Here is a 17,039-nt window from a genome sequence, read left to right as displayed (position 1 = left end):
GTATTTACCACGGTGTTATTTTAATGTGGAAGCTGGTAAGTTATTTTTGCCAGCCTGCACTAGCTTCCACATTCTCAACGGCTTCAATTTGAACTCCCTCTAATGTTTCCCCAATCAAACTATGGAAGGCAAGACGTAGTGCATTAGCAATAGTCGCTTCATTTTCCATTAAAGAGTTAATATCAGCTTCAACATTTTTTAACTTATTTTGGAAAGGCGCCTCGACAGGATGAGTTACAGTAGTTATAGTAAAATTCTCAGCACACCACTTTAAAATAGACCTAACAGTAGGTTTATTTCTCCTTCCTATTTCTCTTAGTTTATCTTCTTTAAAAGGATATAGCGGATGAGTTGGAACTACTTTGTTTTCTTCATAAAAATCTTTTAACCATTGCTGCACAATCAAAACTACATCATCCGAATTAAGATGATTAAGTTTAACAGGTCGCCTATCTGGCTGTTCGCTAACTATTCTATCAATGATTGCGGTAGCCTGGGGTAAAGTATTAATTTGCGCTTCCCAAGTATCAGGGTACATAGTAAGTAGAAAAACTCCCTTTTTAAGAGAGTTATATAAGTCTTTAACTAAGTTAGCAACTAGTTGCGCTGTTAAAAAGCCATTATCATCAACATCTATAGCGTCTAATTCATCAAAGCAAATTACTGGTATTTTATAATCACTAACAATATCTAGAATCTGACGTGCCATACTTAATGCGTCAGCTTCTCTATCAGTTGATTTAGGATTAGGAAGCCCCAATATATCTGCCTGCTGTTGTGTTATTTCTAATCCAGATAACCAGTAAACCGCATAAGTAGCATGAACAGAAGATAATGTCCACAAAATTGCTCTGATTATATAAGGATTGATAACATGTGGTTTAATTTTGAGAACCGCTTCGGTTATGTTATTAATTACCGAAGTCCAATATTTATTTAACCAAGTTGGATAAATTTGCTTAATGTACTGCTCTGCTGTATAATTCCAACCTCTTGCTTCATTCAGTAAAGCAGCTGCTATTTCCTGCCACTGCATTACATTATTTTTACCATAAGCTCTAAGACTAGAAGCTATTGTTTGACAAAATTCATATTTAATATGATTCAAGTTGTCATACTTGCTCATATATACAAATAACGCTGTACCATCGCTTTGCAGACCGTGACGGATTCGACTGATTATGTGGCTCTTACCCAACCCTCTTTCAGCTTCAATAGTAATACCAACAGTCTCACGCTGTCCTTGTTTAACTTTTTTAACCGCATCAAAGACTGCATTTGAAGCGTGAGCATGTATTGAAGGAACATCAGGAAAGCCTTTACCCCATATTTGTTGAGGTCTAACAACGATATGCCCAGCAAATGGATTTTTACTTTTAATTAGTTCATCAATGGTAAATGTATTCATAGCTATAACGTATATGGAGTAAATAAGTCAAACATCAAATTACTTTTAAGGTTATAGCTTTCTGGCGTAGCAGCGTAAGCCATCTAGTTCTGTTGTAACAGAATCCTCAATTTTGTCTGGAGCGCTATCCTCAACACTTCCGCCCTGTAGTTGCCAAATATCATCAGCTTGCATTTCTATTAACCACTCATTAAAATCAAAACGGCTAACTCTTTCGCCTATTGTTCTACGAATTCGATAAATTGGCACTAAATGATTGAGGTTGTAATCGCGGTTGAGTTGTTCGTATACATCTAGAGCTACTTTTTTGAACTCGTCATAAGATTTAATATCGCTGTTCTTGCCATTCCCATTTACAGATATAGATGTTACAACTGGTGCCCTGCCACTTTCACTTATCCACTTTAGCAATGCATTCGCAGCCCAAGTTCCTACAATATTGCCTTCAAACTTGAGAGCAGAACTTTTCAATCCTTCGTTCAATGCTTCCAAACCCTTCGGCGCCACTAATGAATAGCCATTTTTAGAAATTACTAGCGCGCCTTCCTTCTCTAACTGGGTAATTACTTCTTGATAATCTGAAACTTTTTTACCCCTGGAAACAATTCGTTTGGTCAATTCGCCGCGCTTCACTTCCCGTGTGGCGCCTCCTAAATCCCACAAACTCAGTAAAAGGCGAGTTTTAACTTGATTCTCTGTCGTTTTTAAAGCGATTTTTGCTGGTGCCATAACTATATATATATACCAAGCACCAGTATAATTTTTAATAATTTTTTCAACGGTTGGGAAAGTACTGAAAAATTATCTTTTCAATACACTTTAAGTTTAAGTAAATTTACTGCATCAACTGGCGCCAAGTAATAAATGCCTCGGTAGGTAAATTATTACGCTCTACTTCTATATAAATCAAAATTTACGAATCTATTCAGGAGTTAATAGTGCAAAGCAGTTATACGTACACAAGTCCTATATGAATATTGTGAGCGCTCTATTAAAGGTAAAAGTTTTGGCTTTGACTTTTGGTTAGGTTCAATTGATGACCCAAATACTTTATTTCAAAGAAAAGCTCGCGAGTGAAGTGTCTGGTATTCGTAAAGGTTCTCAAAGCATTATTGAATCTAGAGTTAAAATAAAACTAGAACAGATTAGCCCTTCGGGTACTTTGTCTCCTGGCTACGTCTGCGTCGTCGAATTTGGCACACCATATACCCGTGTAGTTGAAAAATGCAAGACGTAGAAATTCTTCATCGAAAAGCAATGGAGCTTGTTGACCAAGCTTTTTTAGCTCGTCAAAGGGGTGATACCACCGTCGCTTTGAAGTTAACGAAAGCTGCTTTTTCTCAAGAGCGATCTGCCGCAGACCTAGTAGCAAACTTATTCGACCTTGAACCCACTAGATCGGTTCTTCATTGCAGTGCCGCAACCCTTGCCATAGAATGTTTAGAATTACGAGAGGCAGAAAAGTTAATAGGACGCGCGCTTGCAGGTAATCCCCCTGATGATATTGCCAACGAATTGCGGGATTTACTTCTAGAAGAAATTTATTCCCGCAGGCAAGCAATTGGGCACTAGATAAACGCACAGTTTTGTCAAAATTTGTATTACCTTTTGTAATGCAAAATAGCTTCAATGATACTAATACTCTTTCTTTAGAAAAAGTTCTAGAAAGGATTGACGTTTAGAGGGTGCCGCACTAGAAAAGATTTTTTGTACGCACTCGAAAAAATCAAAAAGCCGAAATCCTTAATTATCAGGAGTTTCAGCTTACAAATACAATTAAGAGATACCACTTGTACTAGCCTTCCTACTTAGCCGCAACGATTTTTGCTTGGCATTCTTGAATAAGCTTATCTACTTGCGAATGTTGTGGGAATAATCGCTTGACAGTTTCAAATTTCTCAATTGCTTGGGTGTATGCACCTTGGCTATAAAGTTGCAATCCTTCGCGGTACAATTCATCAACTGCTCCTTTTTCGTTACCCACACCAGCTTGGCGTACAAATTCCATAATTGTGTTGCTGGTGAACGCAAAGGCAAAGCCAGATACTTCTTGACCGTTGACTGGGTTCCCACCAAAGGTGGTCATACCAATTACTTCGCCTTTTTCGTTGAGAATGGGACCACCTGAGTTACCATGTGTTACGGAGGCACTGATTTGGAAAACAGGTGAACCATCATCTAATTGTTTTTTGGCAGAAATTTCGCCGCTGGTAATGGTTGCTTCTGCAAAGGATTTTTTGTCTAAGATGTCAGGATTGATTCCTGGATATCCCATTGCGACGATTTTATCTTGGATTTGCACTTGCTCGGAATCTGCTAGCTTTAATACAGGTGCGTTTTTGATTTCGGTCTTAATTACAGCCACATCTTTACCTTGACCAGCGGGGGCGCCCGATACTTTAATTTCAAAAGGTAAAGTATCACCGTTGGGTAAAATTACACCGTTAATTCGCTTAATTTCTTCAAGAAATTCAGAGCTATTGTCAATTTTTTGAAGAGCTTCAGGATTGCTTAACAGTTCGCTGGAATTTACACCCAAATCTTGAGCAATTTGCTCAACATAGTTTTGAAACAATGCTTTTTTGCATTCTTCAAAATTTTTGCTTGCTTCAACTACGTGAACATTTGTAACAATGTAACCGTTAGAGTTGACAAAAAAGCCAGAACCCATTCCACCAGCAGAAACATCGTAAACTTTACTTTGATCGTTGTAGTTAAAACGAACTTTGGCTGTGCAACCGCTAGCAATTTGAACTACGGCAGGTTTGGTATAATCAGCTAAGGATACTGGGTTTTGAGTGGAGAGCGGACGATTTAGCTGAGTAGGGTTACTATCGTTTTGACGAGGTTTACCAGAGTTTGGTTGTGTAATTGCAACTTTATCGTTCGGGTCATCATTCGTATCTGTTTTTTCGGAACCGCAAGCAGTTAAAAGATGTACTGCGAGTAAAGAAGAAGCAAAAAGAGCAAAGAATTTTTTATTGGTTTTGTTGATGTTGTGTAGCATATGAGTGTTTGTTGAATTCGATAATTCCATCAAACACCACCACTATTGAAGATACTATAAAAGTTATTTGTGTAGATTTTACTTACCTACGACTTCTTTCGAGAAATTTTTGTAATCTTGCCGATACAACAGTCGCTCCCGCAAGAAGAAATTGTCAAATTTTACTCTTGTTCATACATAAAGATACCTGGTTTATTTGGTAAACCAGGTTTATTATAATAAAATATTTGGCTATTAGCATTTATCAACTCTGATTTGCAGCTATTACATTTTCACTGTGCTGAATAAATTTATCTACCTCGGAGTGAAAGGGAAAAAGCTGTTTTACTAGTTGAAATTTTTGTAATGCTTGCGTGTATTTTCCTTGATTATAAAGTAACAGTGCTTCCCGGTATTTTTGGTTGATTAACCCTTCTTCGTTGGCAATACCTTCTTTTCTCAGAAACTCTTTTACAGTATTGCTTGTAAATAAGAAGACGTAATTATTACTGTTAATTGCACCAAAAGTTACTATACCAATAACTTCACCTCGTTCGTTGAGTACTGGCCCACCTGAGTTGCCAGGAGCAGCAGGTGCGCTAATTTGAATAACAGGTATGTTATCTAGTAGGTGTTTCTTTGCGGATACTTCACCACTGGTAAAGGTTGCTTCATCAAGTGATTTAGAGTCAAATATGTTTGGCATCTCGACTAAACCGGGGTATCCAACCACCGTTACTTTATCCAAAAGTTGCACTTTTTCAGAATCAGCTAGCTTAAGGATAGGAGCATTACGCACATTAATTTTAATAATCGAAACATCTTTACCTTTATCAAAAGAGTCACCTGAATTAATTATTTGGAAAGGAAGCGATTCTCCATGTGGTAAATTTACAAGGTAGATTGGTTTCGCTTCAATCCATTTTAACTGTTGCTCTACATTATCTAAATTCTCACCATCTTCTGATAATTTACTTGCCAGTTCTTCTCTTAAGTATTGTTTGCATTCTTCTGCGGTTAAATTTGTGACATGAGCATTAGTCACGATATAACCATTAGGGTTGACGAAAAAGCCTGAACCATGACCAATAATTGTTTTCAAGTCATATATTTTACCATTTTTCGGTAAGTACGCTTTGACTTTGCACCCCAAAACAACCCGAACTACTGATGGTTTTGTGTTTTCAGCTAGCAAGTTGCTTGCTGACATTTTTTCTGATTGAGTAGAATTTATCTGTAATGGGTGTTGTACATTTGTTGAAACTTGAGAATTTGCAGGAGTTATGGGGAGTAAAGTCGTAAATAAAGCGGAGGTAACTAGTAAAGCTTGTAGGTTTTTGCTGACTTGTGGTAACATCGCGTCGTTCCTTGAATTCGATGATTCCATCAAACAACAACGCTAATGAATTTGAGGCTGGAGATATTTGTGTACGATTTTACTTGTCTACGACTTATTTTGAGAAATTTTTGGAATATTGCAGATGTGACTTACAGTTGTAAGGTGGATAATATCAGTTCTTTTCCCAAATAAATATACCTGGTTTATTTGGTAAGCCAGGTATGTAATCATAAATATTTGTTTACTAGCATTTATCAGCTACAAGCAAGTCTAAACTACAGTAAAAAGGTATCAGGCATCAGGATTAACACCTGGGATACCGTATTGCAACAATATAATGTTGAGTTGATTTATATAGTATCTATAGACTGGTAAGATTTGGCAGGAGGACTGATAAGCGGGTCCATACGTTGCACTACCACCTTTACAGATGGTATTGTGATATTTGTACATAGAAACATTTTGTTGTCTTAGTATGTACAACTGCTGGATTTTTGCTCTAGCAGACACTTGAGCAGTTGCCCTGTGAGGGTTAAGACAAACAAGACTTAGTAGTACAAAAAAACTTGCTAACAGTGAGCTGGCGACCGCTTTCGGACTCCACGTATTGTGGGAACCATCTGCTGCTAAAGAAGGTATTTTGGAACCAGTGCTGTATTTCATGAGATCATCTCCGAGCAAATTGTTTTGTGAACTCGATGACTCCATCAAACACCCTTGCTATTTGAGATCGACCTTGAGATATTTGTGTATGATTTTATTTGCCTACGACTTATTTCGAGTTATTTCGAGAAATATTGCCGATATAACTTACAGCTTGGCGCCACATTTGCACCTTGAATTTTTACTAACCCCAAAGCATTTAATTTCGAGCGAGTCTTTTTATCTAATTGCGTCTCTTGTGTAGCTGTAATCACCTCTTGCATCCCTGCTTCTAATTCAGGATATTGTGCCAAAATTGACTCTAGGCGCCGTAAGTAGTTGCTGTATATTCCTGTTGTAGTGGGTGCTGTTTGTAAAAGTTGAGTCAAGGTTATATCCTCACGGGCAACATGATACAGCGCAAGTCGAACTAAAAACGGATGTCCTCCTACCATTTCCATTAGTTGCAGGACTTCCTTATCGCTCCAGTTAAGTTGGTAAAGTTGTGCAGAATTTTTTACTTGCTCTAGTGTAAATTCCGGTAAATCTACAGGTAAACCAACGTTAAAAGGCGATTGATTTAAGTTTATTGGTACATAAACTTCCGTGGAGTGAACAATTACCAACCGCAGTTGTTTCCAAATCGCGCGTTGTTTGCCTTCTTCGTGGAGTACACGCAGTAAACCAAAAAAATCTCCAGAAATTTCTGGGTATTCAAATACTCTATCAACTTCATCTAAACCCAAAGTGATGGGTTTGTTGATTTCTGGGAGCAGGTATCGTTCAAAATAATCTTGACAACATAGGTTTCTACCCATGATTTCAGCTAAATCCCAGTGTTTTCGTACTTCTTCAAGATTTAAGTTTAAAGCTCTGGTGACGCTGACACAAAACCACTTTAAAAATGTATCAATATTGTTAAAACACTGTTGCTCTGCCACCTGTAAACTCAAATATACAGTCTCGTCTCCCTGTTGTTCTGAGAAATGCAGAATCCTTGCCAGCAGCGAAGATTTACCCATTTGTCTGGGTGCTTTAATCCTAATAAGAGAACCAAGTTTACTAATTTCCTCGTAACAGCGCTGTTCAATTGGTGGACGTTCGATATAGAAGCAAGAATTTACTTGCAACTGTCCCTCTGGATATTCCAGGGTAGCGGAAGATGGGGGATTTATTGTATCAATTGTTTCATCGGATGTTGATTTAGTATGTTCTTCAGATTTACCATTTTCCTTTGGAACTGCTCGTTCGGGGTGAGTTGCATATTCTCGCCAATCTAGACTCAATTTTTCACAAATCTGAATAAAATACTTTCGGTCAACTGGTTTAAGATTAATAAAATTACTCACAGTTGCTGAAGAAATTCCTAAATCTTCTGCAAAATCCTGCTGGCTGTAAAATATCCCATACAGACGGTCTTGGACTTTTTTTTGGCGATCTTCCCGCAGGGTAACTGAGCGTGCCATAGGTAATTTGCAAAACGCTACAAAACTTAGTTTACAGGATAGGTACTTATTCGGTAAAGTAAATTACAAGTCGAAGGTAACTCAAATTTCTTATGGTTTAACTCGAATCCGATCATGTTTTGATGAAAGTGGGTATGTCAATTGACGTATTGCATTAAGTATTACATCAATACAGTGAATTAATTATGACAATGAATTACGAGTATAAAGTAGGTGGTAGTTTAGGGGAAAATGCTCCCAGTTACGTTGTCAGGCAAGCGGATTCTGACTTTTACCACGGGTTAAAAGCAGGAGAGTTTTGTTATGTTTTTAACTCTCGGCAAATGGGTAAAACCAGCTTGATAGTTCGCACCAGGGAAAAACTAGAAGCAGAAGGTTTTGCGTGTGCTTACCTTGATGTCTCTGTGGGAGGCAGTAGGGATATTAGGTTGGAACAGTGGTATGCAGGAATAATTTACAAGCTAGTAACAAATTTTAATCTTGGGAATGCGTCAGAATTTCTGCGTCATTGGTGGCGAGAAAGGGAAGAAATTGCTCCCGTACAGAGATTAGAGGAATTTATCCAAACTGTTTTATTAGCATCTATCCCAAGTAAGATTATTATATTTATTGATGAAATTGATAGTATTTTGAGTTTAGGCTTTTCAACAGATGATTTTTTCGCTTTAATTAGAAGCTGTTACGAAAAACGTAATTTTAACCAAGAATATCAACGACTAGCGTTTGCTTTGGTTGGGGTAGCAACACCATCAGATTTAATTGCCGACAAAAGGAGAACACCGTTTAATATTGGTAGAGCAATTCAACTTGATGGGTTTAAAGAGAGTGAAATTGAACCTTTAGCCAAAGGATTTGAGGGAAAGGTTGAAAATCCTCTAGCTTTGATGCGAGAGGTGTTAGCTTGGACGGGGGGACAGCCATTTTTAACGCAGAAGGTTTGCCAACTAATTCTTCAAGAAATTCACTCACATCCTACTCCCCACTCCCCGCTACCGCATATTATTAGAAGTCAAATTATTGAAAATTGGGAATCTTATGATGAGCCGGAGCATTTAAAAACAATACGGAATAGGATGCTGTTAGGTGAGCAGGTCGCTGGGCGTTTTTTGGGTTGGTATCAGCAAATATTACTTGCGAGGGAGATTGCAGCTGATGAGAGTCTGGAGCAAATGAGATTTCGGCTGACTGGTTTAGTGGTGAAACAGCAGGATAAATTACAGGTTTATAACCAAATTTATGCGTCTGTTTTTAATTTAAATTGGGTTGAGAAAGAGTTAGGTAAACTACGTCCTTATTCAGAAAGTTTTAATGTTTGGGTTGAAAGTAATTATCAAGATGAGTCGCGGTTACTGCGCGGACAAGCATTGCAGGATGCTTTGATTTGGGCAGATGGGAAAAGTTTGAGTAATCAGGATTCTAGATATTTAGCTGCGAGTCAGAAGCTAGAGCGAAAGGAAGCAGAAAATGCTTTATCTTATGTAAAAAAGCAAGCTAGACGTATTTTATCTTTTACAGTAGTTGGGGCAATTATTTCTTTGGTATTTGCGGGTTTTGCTTCTCAGCAAGCGCTACATAAAACGGAGGAGGCAAAGCAAGCACAAAAGCAATCAGAGACAACTAAAATGGAAAATAATCAACTGGTACTTAAAAATAGTCAACTGGTACAAAAGAATCAGCAAGGTGAAAAGAATTTCAGAATTTCACAGTATCAATTGGAAAAGATTATTAAACAAAAAAAAGAAGCTGAAAAGAAAACAAAATCAGCAGAAGATAATTTTCTAGTTGCTAATGCAAAGGCTGTAAAAGCAGAAAATAAATCACGAGAAGCTGAGGAAAAGCTAACGATAGTTACAAAGCAGTTAAACAAAAATCAGAAAGATGTTGAGCTAGCTACAACTCAAGCTCAAGCAGCAAAACGAAATGCCGAACAAGCAAAAAAAGATGCAGACACTGCAAAGCAAAATCTAGATGTTGCAAAACAAAAAGAGAAAACAGCGCAAGAGGCAGTTATAACAGCCAAAAATCAATTAAACCAAGCCCAAATCGCACGGGGGGAAGCTTTAAAACAACAAAAAGAAGCTCAAGAAGGGACTAAGCTAGAACAAGAGGGAGTTCTCGCGTTACGCCAATTTGAATTTCAAGAACTACAGGCTTTAGTAATAGCAATGGATGCTGGACAAAAATTAAAAGAAATAGTGAAAGAACGCCCTTTAGAAAAATATCCTACCACAAGTCCGATCCTTGCTTTACAAACAATTCTTGATAACATCCATGAGCAGAATCAACTCACAATAGTTGAAAGTCTTGATGTTTTGGGTCAACTTCTCGGAGAACAACCAAACAAAGCTAGCTTTTGCCCTGGTAAACATCGTATTCTTACAGTATCAGATGATCTCACCGCAAAACTATGGGATGGCAAAGGTAATTTGCTTGTTAATTTTCAAGACCAGGATAGGATAGGAAGTGCCAATTGTAGCGTTGATGGGAAACGTATCATTACCGCATCTCCTGTTGATGGTGATGTCAAGTTATGGGATGAAAAAGGTAACTTACTTGCTGACTTCAAGAAGCTTTACCCTTTTTTTCCTAGGAGCATCAGTTTTAGTCCTGATGGACAACGTATTTTAGTGGCATCAGGTGACATTGATGTCAAGGTATTCAACCTCAACGGTAACGTGCTTGCTCACCTCAAAGGAAATCTGCCTTATCTGAATAGCGCGATATTTAGCACTGACGGACAACGCATCGTCACTGTATCTAGGGACGGTACAGCCAAATTTTGGGATAGCAAAGGTAACTGGCTATTTGACATAAAAGAGTATAAACATAATATCCTCAGTTTCAGCTTTAGCCCTGACGGACAGAGCCTTGTGACCACATCTGGTGACACAACAGCCAAAGTATGGAACAGCAAAGGTAACTGGCTTTTTGACCTCAAGGGACATCAAGGCTCAATCACAAGTGTTAGTTTTAGTCCTAGCGGACAGTATATTGTCACCGCATCAAGCGATCGCACTGCTAAAGTGTGGGACAGCAAAGGCAAGTTACTTGCTGACCTGAAAGGACATCCAGCCACACTCAATAGTGCTAGCTTTAGTCCTGACGAACAGCTCATTATTACAGCATCAGATGGTCGTGATGCAAAAATATGGAATATCAAAAATAATCTGCTTTCTGGCAGCAACTGGCTTTTTGATCTCAAAGGAAATCAGAAAATTGTATACAGTGCTAACTTTAGTCCTGACGGTAAATATATAGTTACTACATCTCATGATAATACTGCTAAAGTTTGGGATATGACAGGTAAATTGCTTACTGACCTAAGACATAAAGACTCAGTTTTCCGAGCTAGCTTTAGTCCTGATGGAAAGCACATAGTTACCAGTTTAGTTGATACTGGTGTAGTGTGGGATAGCCAAGGTAAATTGCTTTTTGAGTTTAAGGGAGATATAGCTAGATTTAGCCCTGACGGACAGTATATAATTACAGCATCTAGAGACGGTACTGCCGTTTGGGATATGAAAGGCAGGTTATTCGCTGAAAACATGGCAAAAAATCAAGCTGTAGTCAGTCGCTTCAGCTTTGGCTTTAGCCGTGATGGAAAATATTTTGTGACTACATATAAAGACGGTAGTGCCAAAATCTGGGATATAAAGGAAAACTTGCTTGCTGACCTCAAAGGACATAAATATCCTATCCAAAATGCCAACTTTAGTCCTGACGGACAGCTTATAGTTACGGCATCATTGGATGGTACTGCCAAAATTTGGGATATAAAGGGAAAATTGCTTGCTGATCTCAAAGGACATCAAGCAGAGGTCAATAGCGCCGAGTTTAGCCCTGACGGACATCGTGTAGTTACTGCATCATCAGATCGTACTGTCAAAATTTGGGATATAAAAGGAAATTTACTTGCTGACCTCAAAGGACATCAAGCTGGGGTTAATAATGCCAGTTTTAGCCCTGATGGAAAGCATATTGTTACTGCATCAAACGACGGTACTGCGAAGATATGGAAAGTTGAAAACTTAGATGATTTACTAGTGCGAGGCTGCAACTGGCTGGAAGATTACCTTGCGACTCGTCCCGATGTGCGGGAAAGGTTAAAGGTATGTAAGTAAGGATATTTAGAGTGCAATCTAAATCAACTTAAAATTAGCGATCGCTTTTGGGTTTGAAGGGAGCGATCGCATTTGGTTTGAAGGGGTTTTCGGGGGAGTGCGATCGCCCATTGATATCATGTCCGGTTGATTACCCATAAAACCCATAACGTAGAGACGCTATTTAATCGCATCTCTACAATGATTTTATTATGGTTATGCTCCCGGACATGATATGAAAAGGGCAATTGAATTTTTAGAAGCTTAAATTGCCGGACGTACAACCCGAATTAACTGACCTTGTAGAGATTCCTGAGATGCGATCGCTTCGTTAATACGAATTGCCATTCGATTTCTATCAGTATCGTTAGTACAAACAATCATACCAAAATGCCCGGAATTAGAACGATGTAAGCGAATAAAATCTTGGCGATTGAGGGTTATCACCGCACGATTGTCTCTAATAGCAAAGGCTAACACTTCCTCATCGGGAATACCTAAGTTGTCATTGCCAGCTTCCTGCACTGTTAAAATATCATGTCCCATTTTCCTCAGCAGTTCGCTGACTAAACGTGGAAATTGCTCATCGGCATACAGACGTGCCATTGACTAGGCTACCTCGTTATTGGCAAGAATTGTAGCAGCAATTTCTTCACGATGAGCATCAGCATAAGCCCAAGCATTAACGAGATCGGCTGCGGTAATATGAGGATAGTCTTGCAATAGTTGAGCTTCATGGATACCAAGCTGCTGTGCTTCCACTAAAAGCCAAACAGCAATTCGGGTTCCCGCAATACAAGCTGTCCCACCGCATACACCAGGAGTTTTAGAAATCCCCCTTCCACTAGTGCTAAGGTTTTTGGTCAGACTTTGGATAATCTCTGCTTTATCAGCAAGGGATAGATTAAGAAGTTGCTCTTCGATTTCTTGGCGAGTCATGGCAATCGTGGATAATAGAAATTATCTGCATTGTAGCAATTTGGGTATGGAAAATCGCGCTACATAAGGCAAATTTGAGATGAGCGTTAGCGAAGCTCAACGAAGTTATCGCGTTTTGGTTGTTTTGGAGAAAATGCGAAGCTTGCGCGACGTAGCTTGTCCGACGCAAGTCGTAAGTCGTTCGCCTTTGTGGGATTTTGAGCCGAAACATTAAGTTTTGCTTATCGTTTACAATAAAAGTGACTCCCAACTGTGCGAAAAATCTATGCAAATCTTTTTGCCACCAGAGGTAGAAGCCCTGCTAAAACGCCAACTGACTAGCGGTAAATATCAAGATGCGATCGATGTTATCCTGGCAGGTATAAAACTCCTGGAACAACAAGAAGATATCTATCAAGGGCGTTTGAAGGAACTTCAGCAAGAAGCACGCATTGGGTTAGAAGCATCCCAACAGGGTAAAGTTGTTGATGGGTCAACTGCGATGGCTCAAATTCGAGCCGATCTGCGTTAGCGAAGCTTTCCGAAGGAATCGCGCTACGGTGTCTCAGACAAAGCATGAATCAGCAATTTCGCCTTACAGAACCGGCAATTAAAGATATTGAGCAAATTGCAGATTACATTGCTAAACAATCTGGCTTAGTAGAATCTGAGCTTTTTTTAAGTAAACTTGATGATAAATTTGGCAAAATTGCTCAGTTTCCTAACCTTGGACGACAGCGTGATGAAATTTTACCTGGTATCTACACATAGCAACATAGCCTAATGTCCGAGAAAACACCAGAATATGTTAACCCAAGTTGCTAGTTACTTGGGAGTGCGATCGCATTTTGGTTTGAAATGGAGTGCGATCGCGTTGTGTAATTAATTTCGCCTGGTTACTTATATGAGGTAATCGAATCCGAACAAGTAGTTAAGATAATTCGGATGTGGACGCATTACGAATCAGTTTTAGGTAGTTTATGACTCAGTTGTCTTCTGCGCTTAAGTTTGTACAATGTAACCCCAGTTCCAAACATCAGTATTCCCGGTAAAAAAGAGGGTTCTGGAACAGGTGTGGGAGTTGTACCACTGCTATTTCCAGGCTGAATTACTCCCTGCTTGAGCGTCTGGGCGGTTATTTTGAGGGATGAAATAAGTTCTGGATCTTCGAGTACATCTGGGAATCTGACATTGCCTTGAGGTCTGCCAGAAGTTTCGATACTAGATAACCCTGGAATAGCGCGATATGCATTCGCAACATTTATAAACAATTGAGGTTGAGCATCAACTAATGTTCCAAGGCGCAACCTAAAAGCATTAGCAGCTTGTACCTGTTCGTTTTCCCAGAACAAGTTATTTGCAAGCAATGCTCCATCTGCTCGATTCAGTGATGTTATGAGGGCATCTTGAACTCCATTTGCTTTAGTTAGATTTTCTAATAACGCATTGAAAGAATCAGCTAAAGGTTGATTAACTGAATAATTGACTTTCAATGGCAAAAGTGCGGAAGGAGAAAAAATAGGTTGGGTAATCTCTGTAAAATTCAGATCCGGTGGGTCTTGAGATAGCAACTCGGTACCTTTAGAAGCAAGTAATAAACTATCTCCCAAGATTTCAGTTGCAATAGCAGCTGTTTCCGCAGCCTCAGCAATCACCGGTCCAGGGATGGGGGTAAGGGGGGGAGGGAGAGGGACGATGGGAATAGTTGAAAAAATCGCTGCCACTAACTGTAGAGATCCGCTAACAGTTTGAGGATCTATCTGACCTGGTACGCTTGGACCTGTGGTTCCCAGAACATCAGCTAGCTGGTTTAACTTTTCCGAATTTTCTTTGTAATGAACTCGATCTTCTACTGAAAATCGACTTTGAGGCTTACCAGACAGTTCAATCACTGAATCTAGTGTAACGAAAGCATCTAGTGTTTGTCCCACCATTACATTTGGATCGATGGGACCTGTAGAAAAATATGACTTTATACTTTTGCCTACAATCGGCTGACGATAATTGTCAAGGTAGGAAGAATCTGAAAGCTTCAAATAAATACGTCCGATTAATGTATTACTAGAATCTGCTTGCAGAACTCCCGAGAAAGCACTGGGTAATGGAGAGAGGCAGCAACTGGTATTTAAGATTTCTGAGTTTAACCTGACTCCAAATATTTCAGGGTTTGCATCAGTAATAGCACCGTAGAATTCACCACTAAAAAAAGATCCCTTACTAAATCCTGGGGGAATTATCACTGCTCCGGACTCTTCGTAGGGATTGGTAATAGTCCCATAATAGCTGAACTTTCCGTAGGTTTGTCCTGCCGCAGGCAATGCTAGATTTAGGTTAAGCGCAGCACTCGTCGCAATGGCAGCAGTAGCAATTTTGGTACGTGAAGAAAGCTGCAAACTTTTTCTACTGGCAACAATATTCAAAGTAAAGTTCCAAACCTTTTTTAGTATAGTTGGTTCCATTTTTTTGATGCAGAGCTTTTATATCTTTAAAAAGACTGTATCCAAATAGACCAAAAAATGGCAAGCAGAATGTGAGTGTTTTTACTAATTCTTTAATCTAACAACACAATAACTTCAAGCACTTAAGTAATTACACTGATAAGGCATACCTCTGTGAGTTTGAGTCGAGAGCGATCGCATAGTTTTGTTAGCATTCAAAAAAATCTCCCCAACTTATCCAATAAGCCAGGGAGATAAAAGAGTTTGGTAAAATACTTTTATCAACTACACACCTTCTTCAACTATTTTGTTGAACTTGCGGATAAGCTGGTCTCTCATCTCGATAAACTCGTGAATTTCTTTCTCTAATTGTTCCTCCATTTTTCTCCTTAAAACAGCATTATTAAGGCTTTCTAGTCTTAGAGTTTTTTTCTCCACAGCTTCAATGAACTTATCAAAAACTCTGTCCATTTCTGCCTGTAGCTCTTGTGCCCTTTGCATCAACAATTTAGCTGTTTCAGCCCTTCCTGTAGCCTTTGCTTGCACTAAATATTGATTGCAAGTTTCTCTTAACGCTTGAGTGTGAGTTTCTCTCACCATTTCTAAAGCTTTTTTACGGAACTCAAATTCAGTTTCAATTAACTGAGATTCGCCCATTTTTATAGCTCTTTGTGTTGCGTCAGGAAAAAGTTTTTGTAAGAAATTCTTCCTTGTTTGAATCTTGGCATCCACAAGGTTTTGTGCATAGCCTGCAACTACATTCACGATAGAAGGTTTGGAAACTTGCATATCGGATGACATTCTTGTGAGATTATTTTGTTTGTCGTTGTACTCAGACATATTGAACTCCTATTATTGGTTATAATTAATCCCAGAAATTTTCAATGTTCTTTAAATCGTCAAATAATTCTTGTACTTGACGTTCGGTTTCTGCTTGAGAAGCCTTTTCATTTGCTTTTTGCTCGATAATTTTCTGTTTCGCTTTCTGTAGCTCCGACTCAATTTCACTAGCAGTAGGCTTGATCTGGTTAGCTATCTCCATGAATAATTCTTCACTTTGTGCAGCTATATAAGTAATAGCCTTCAGCCTAATAGCAGCCATTGCAGGGCTTTTAGCTGTCTCTTCTGCCAGTAATAAAATTTGAGTCGTGAGAAGTTCAATCAGTTTTTGCTGAGATTGTTCTTTAACAGCGTTACGAATTTGTTTGCGATTTTCAAGCTGTTCTTCGATACCCTGCTTTGCATCTAATAAATGTTGGCTGTGGTAATAAATCGCCTTTTGCTCAAAGTGTTCGATAACCGCATCGTATGGACTGTAGTTGGACATCAACTTTGCCATCATCGGTGCAATTTCAATCATCACGAATAAAAGCGTGATAAATAAGCTGATTCTGCCAATAGTTGGGTTATTAGCTGCAAGTTCTTCCAAAATTTCTAGTTGCTTTGACAAACCGACTATTTGAGGTTGCTGATTCTCAACACGATTTCTGTTTTGTGCGATTTCTAGCTCGTTACTTTTAATTTTCGCCTGAATTTTCTCCATTTCGCGCGTGATTTTTTCAGCTTGTGTCACTTTTTCTGGAATCACAGACTGGAGATAACTATCTCGAATTCTTCTATCTCTTTCCCATTTGGCTTCCAGTTGTTTATTTGTGTCTACTATCTTCTGATTTTTGGCTTCTAGATTAGCTTCATCCTGTTTAACTATTTCTTCCCGAATGTTGGTTTCAAATATCTTTAAT

Annotated in this window: 16 protein-coding genes and 1 pseudogene; 6 read left to right on the top strand and 11 right to left on the bottom strand. The window is 38.9% G+C overall.

From position 1 onward, the window contains the following. Positions 1–55 precede the first annotated feature (55 nt). Positions 56–1,414: pseudogene (locus AC2JBO_RS33210) on the bottom strand (hypothetical protein); the annotation flags it as partial. Between the two features lie 45 nt (positions 1,415–1,459). After that, a complete protein-coding gene (locus AC2JBO_RS33205; protein WP_496957902.1) occupies positions 1,460–2,137 on the bottom strand; it encodes a hypothetical protein in 678 nt (225 codons plus the stop codon). A gap of 307 nt (positions 2,138–2,444) precedes the next feature. Here AC2JBO_RS33205 and AC2JBO_RS33200 point away from each other — a divergent pair, with 307 nt between their 5' ends. Then, positions 2,445–2,645, top strand: coding sequence for a hypothetical protein (locus tag AC2JBO_RS33200; protein ID WP_496957901.1), 201 nt, complete (start codon positions 2,445–2,447; stop codon positions 2,643–2,645). Continuing rightward, positions 2,633–2,980: a hypothetical protein gene (locus AC2JBO_RS33195; RefSeq protein WP_496957900.1), complete on the top strand. Its 348-nt coding sequence runs from the start codon at positions 2,633–2,635 to the stop codon at positions 2,978–2,980. Before AC2JBO_RS33200 ends, AC2JBO_RS33195 begins: the two co-directional genes overlap by 13 nt. A gap of 232 nt (positions 2,981–3,212) precedes the next feature. On the opposite strand, the gene AC2JBO_RS33190 is transcribed toward AC2JBO_RS33195, so the two are convergent. The 4 genes from AC2JBO_RS33190 to AC2JBO_RS33175 form a co-directional block, all read right to left on the bottom strand. Further along, positions 3,213–4,445, bottom strand: coding sequence for a S1C family serine protease (locus tag AC2JBO_RS33190; RefSeq protein ID WP_496957899.1), 1,233 nt, complete (start codon positions 4,443–4,445; stop codon positions 3,213–3,215). 214 nt (positions 4,446–4,659) lie between these two features. Further along, a complete protein-coding gene (locus AC2JBO_RS33185; protein ID WP_496957898.1) occupies positions 4,660–5,781 on the bottom strand; it encodes a S1C family serine protease in 1,122 nt (373 codons plus the stop codon). Positions 5,782–6,024: 243 nt separating this feature from the next. Continuing rightward, positions 6,025–6,396 carry a hypothetical protein gene (locus tag AC2JBO_RS33180; protein WP_496957897.1) on the bottom strand — a complete coding sequence of 124 codons (372 nt, stop codon included), beginning with the start codon at positions 6,394–6,396 and terminating at the stop codon, positions 6,025–6,027. Positions 6,397–6,515: 119 nt separating this feature from the next. Next, positions 6,516–7,841 carry an AAA-like domain-containing protein gene (locus AC2JBO_RS33175; protein ID WP_496957896.1) on the bottom strand — a complete coding sequence of 442 codons (1,326 nt, stop codon included), beginning with the start codon at positions 7,839–7,841 and terminating at the stop codon, positions 6,516–6,518. A gap of 185 nt (positions 7,842–8,026) precedes the next feature. Here AC2JBO_RS33175 and AC2JBO_RS33170 point away from each other — a divergent pair, with 185 nt between their 5' ends. Further along, entirely contained in the window at positions 8,027–11,962 is a 3,936-nt protein-coding gene (locus tag AC2JBO_RS33170; RefSeq protein ID WP_496957895.1) for an AAA-like domain-containing protein, read from the top strand. Between the two features lie 243 nt (positions 11,963–12,205). Here the strand turns inward: AC2JBO_RS33170 and AC2JBO_RS33165 are convergent, their stop codons facing one another. Together AC2JBO_RS33165 and AC2JBO_RS33160 are read right to left on the bottom strand one after the other, a co-directional pair. Next, positions 12,206–12,547: a DUF5615 family PIN-like protein gene (locus AC2JBO_RS33165; protein ID WP_496957894.1), complete on the bottom strand. Its 342-nt coding sequence runs from the start codon at positions 12,545–12,547 to the stop codon at positions 12,206–12,208. Between the two features lie 3 nt (positions 12,548–12,550). After that, on the bottom strand, positions 12,551–12,880 hold the full coding sequence (locus AC2JBO_RS33160) for a DUF433 domain-containing protein (protein ID WP_496957893.1): 330 nt from the start codon (positions 12,878–12,880) through the stop codon (positions 12,551–12,553). A 79-nt stretch (positions 12,881–12,959) separates the two neighbouring features. Between AC2JBO_RS33160 and AC2JBO_RS33155 the strand changes: the two genes are divergently transcribed. The 3 genes from AC2JBO_RS33155 to AC2JBO_RS33145 are packed head-to-tail and all read left to right on the top strand — an operon-like array spanning position 12,960 to position 13,630. Continuing rightward, positions 12,960–13,094, top strand: coding sequence for a hypothetical protein (locus tag AC2JBO_RS33155; protein WP_496957892.1), 135 nt, complete (start codon positions 12,960–12,962; stop codon positions 13,092–13,094). A gap of 51 nt (positions 13,095–13,145) precedes the next feature. After that, positions 13,146–13,391, top strand: coding sequence for a ribbon-helix-helix domain-containing protein (locus tag AC2JBO_RS33150; protein WP_496957891.1), 246 nt, complete (start codon positions 13,146–13,148; stop codon positions 13,389–13,391). 44 nt (positions 13,392–13,435) lie between these two features. After that, on the top strand, positions 13,436–13,630 hold the full coding sequence (locus AC2JBO_RS33145; RefSeq protein WP_496957890.1) for a type II toxin-antitoxin system RelE/ParE family toxin: 195 nt from the start codon (positions 13,436–13,438) through the stop codon (positions 13,628–13,630). A gap of 185 nt (positions 13,631–13,815) precedes the next feature. Here AC2JBO_RS33145 and AC2JBO_RS33140 read toward each other — a convergent pair whose 3' ends face one another. The 3 genes from AC2JBO_RS33140 to AC2JBO_RS33130 all read right to left on the bottom strand — a co-directional run. Beyond that, a complete protein-coding gene (locus AC2JBO_RS33140) occupies positions 13,816–15,318 on the bottom strand; it encodes a hypothetical protein (RefSeq protein WP_496957889.1) in 1,503 nt (500 codons plus the stop codon). Between the two features lie 264 nt (positions 15,319–15,582). Beyond that, positions 15,583–16,086 (bottom strand): hypothetical protein, encoded by a 504-nt coding sequence (locus tag AC2JBO_RS33135; RefSeq protein ID WP_496957888.1) that lies wholly within the window; start codon positions 16,084–16,086, stop codon positions 15,583–15,585. Positions 16,087–16,162: 76 nt separating this feature from the next. Continuing rightward, positions 16,163–17,039 (bottom strand): DUF4407 domain-containing protein (locus tag AC2JBO_RS33130; protein WP_496957887.1); only part of this gene is annotated, 877 nt, incomplete at its 5' end.

The organism is Calothrix sp. CBUCES-K 9914, assembly GCF_059640475.1.
Note: the sequence above shows the minus strand (reverse complement) of the source record. Positions and strands in the feature narration are given on the sequence as shown.

Coding starts and splice junctions, on each gene's coding strand:
- AC2JBO_RS33205 (WP_496957902.1), bottom strand. CDS start 2,137: ATGGCACCAGCAAAAATCGCTTTAAAAACGACAGAGAATCAAGTTAAA.
- AC2JBO_RS33200 (WP_496957901.1), top strand. CDS start 2,445: ATGACCCAAATACTTTATTTCAAAGAAAAGCTCGCGAGTGAAGTGTCT.
- AC2JBO_RS33195 (WP_496957900.1), top strand. CDS start 2,633: ATGCAAGACGTAGAAATTCTTCATCGAAAAGCAATGGAGCTTGTTGAC.
- AC2JBO_RS33190 (WP_496957899.1), bottom strand. CDS start 4,445: ATGGAATTATCGAATTCAACAAACACTCATATGCTACACAACATCAAC.
- AC2JBO_RS33185 (WP_496957898.1), bottom strand. CDS start 5,781: ATGGAATCATCGAATTCAAGGAACGACGCGATGTTACCACAAGTCAGC.
- AC2JBO_RS33180 (WP_496957897.1), bottom strand. CDS start 6,396: ATGAAATACAGCACTGGTTCCAAAATACCTTCTTTAGCAGCAGATGGT.
- AC2JBO_RS33175 (WP_496957896.1), bottom strand. CDS start 7,841: ATGGCACGCTCAGTTACCCTGCGGGAAGATCGCCAAAAAAAAGTCCAA.
- AC2JBO_RS33170 (WP_496957895.1), top strand. CDS start 8,027: ATGACAATGAATTACGAGTATAAAGTAGGTGGTAGTTTAGGGGAAAAT.
- AC2JBO_RS33165 (WP_496957894.1), bottom strand. CDS start 12,547: ATGGCACGTCTGTATGCCGATGAGCAATTTCCACGTTTAGTCAGCGAA.
- AC2JBO_RS33160 (WP_496957893.1), bottom strand. CDS start 12,880: ATGACTCGCCAAGAAATCGAAGAGCAACTTCTTAATCTATCCCTTGCT.
- AC2JBO_RS33155 (WP_496957892.1), top strand. CDS start 12,960: ATGAGCGTTAGCGAAGCTCAACGAAGTTATCGCGTTTTGGTTGTTTTG.
- AC2JBO_RS33150 (WP_496957891.1), top strand. CDS start 13,146: ATGCAAATCTTTTTGCCACCAGAGGTAGAAGCCCTGCTAAAACGCCAA.
- AC2JBO_RS33145 (WP_496957890.1), top strand. CDS start 13,436: ATGAATCAGCAATTTCGCCTTACAGAACCGGCAATTAAAGATATTGAG.
- AC2JBO_RS33140 (WP_496957889.1), bottom strand. CDS start 15,318: ATGGAACCAACTATACTAAAAAAGGTTTGGAACTTTACTTTGAATATT.
- AC2JBO_RS33135 (WP_496957888.1), bottom strand. CDS start 16,086: ATGCAAGTTTCCAAACCTTCTATCGTGAATGTAGTTGCAGGCTATGCA.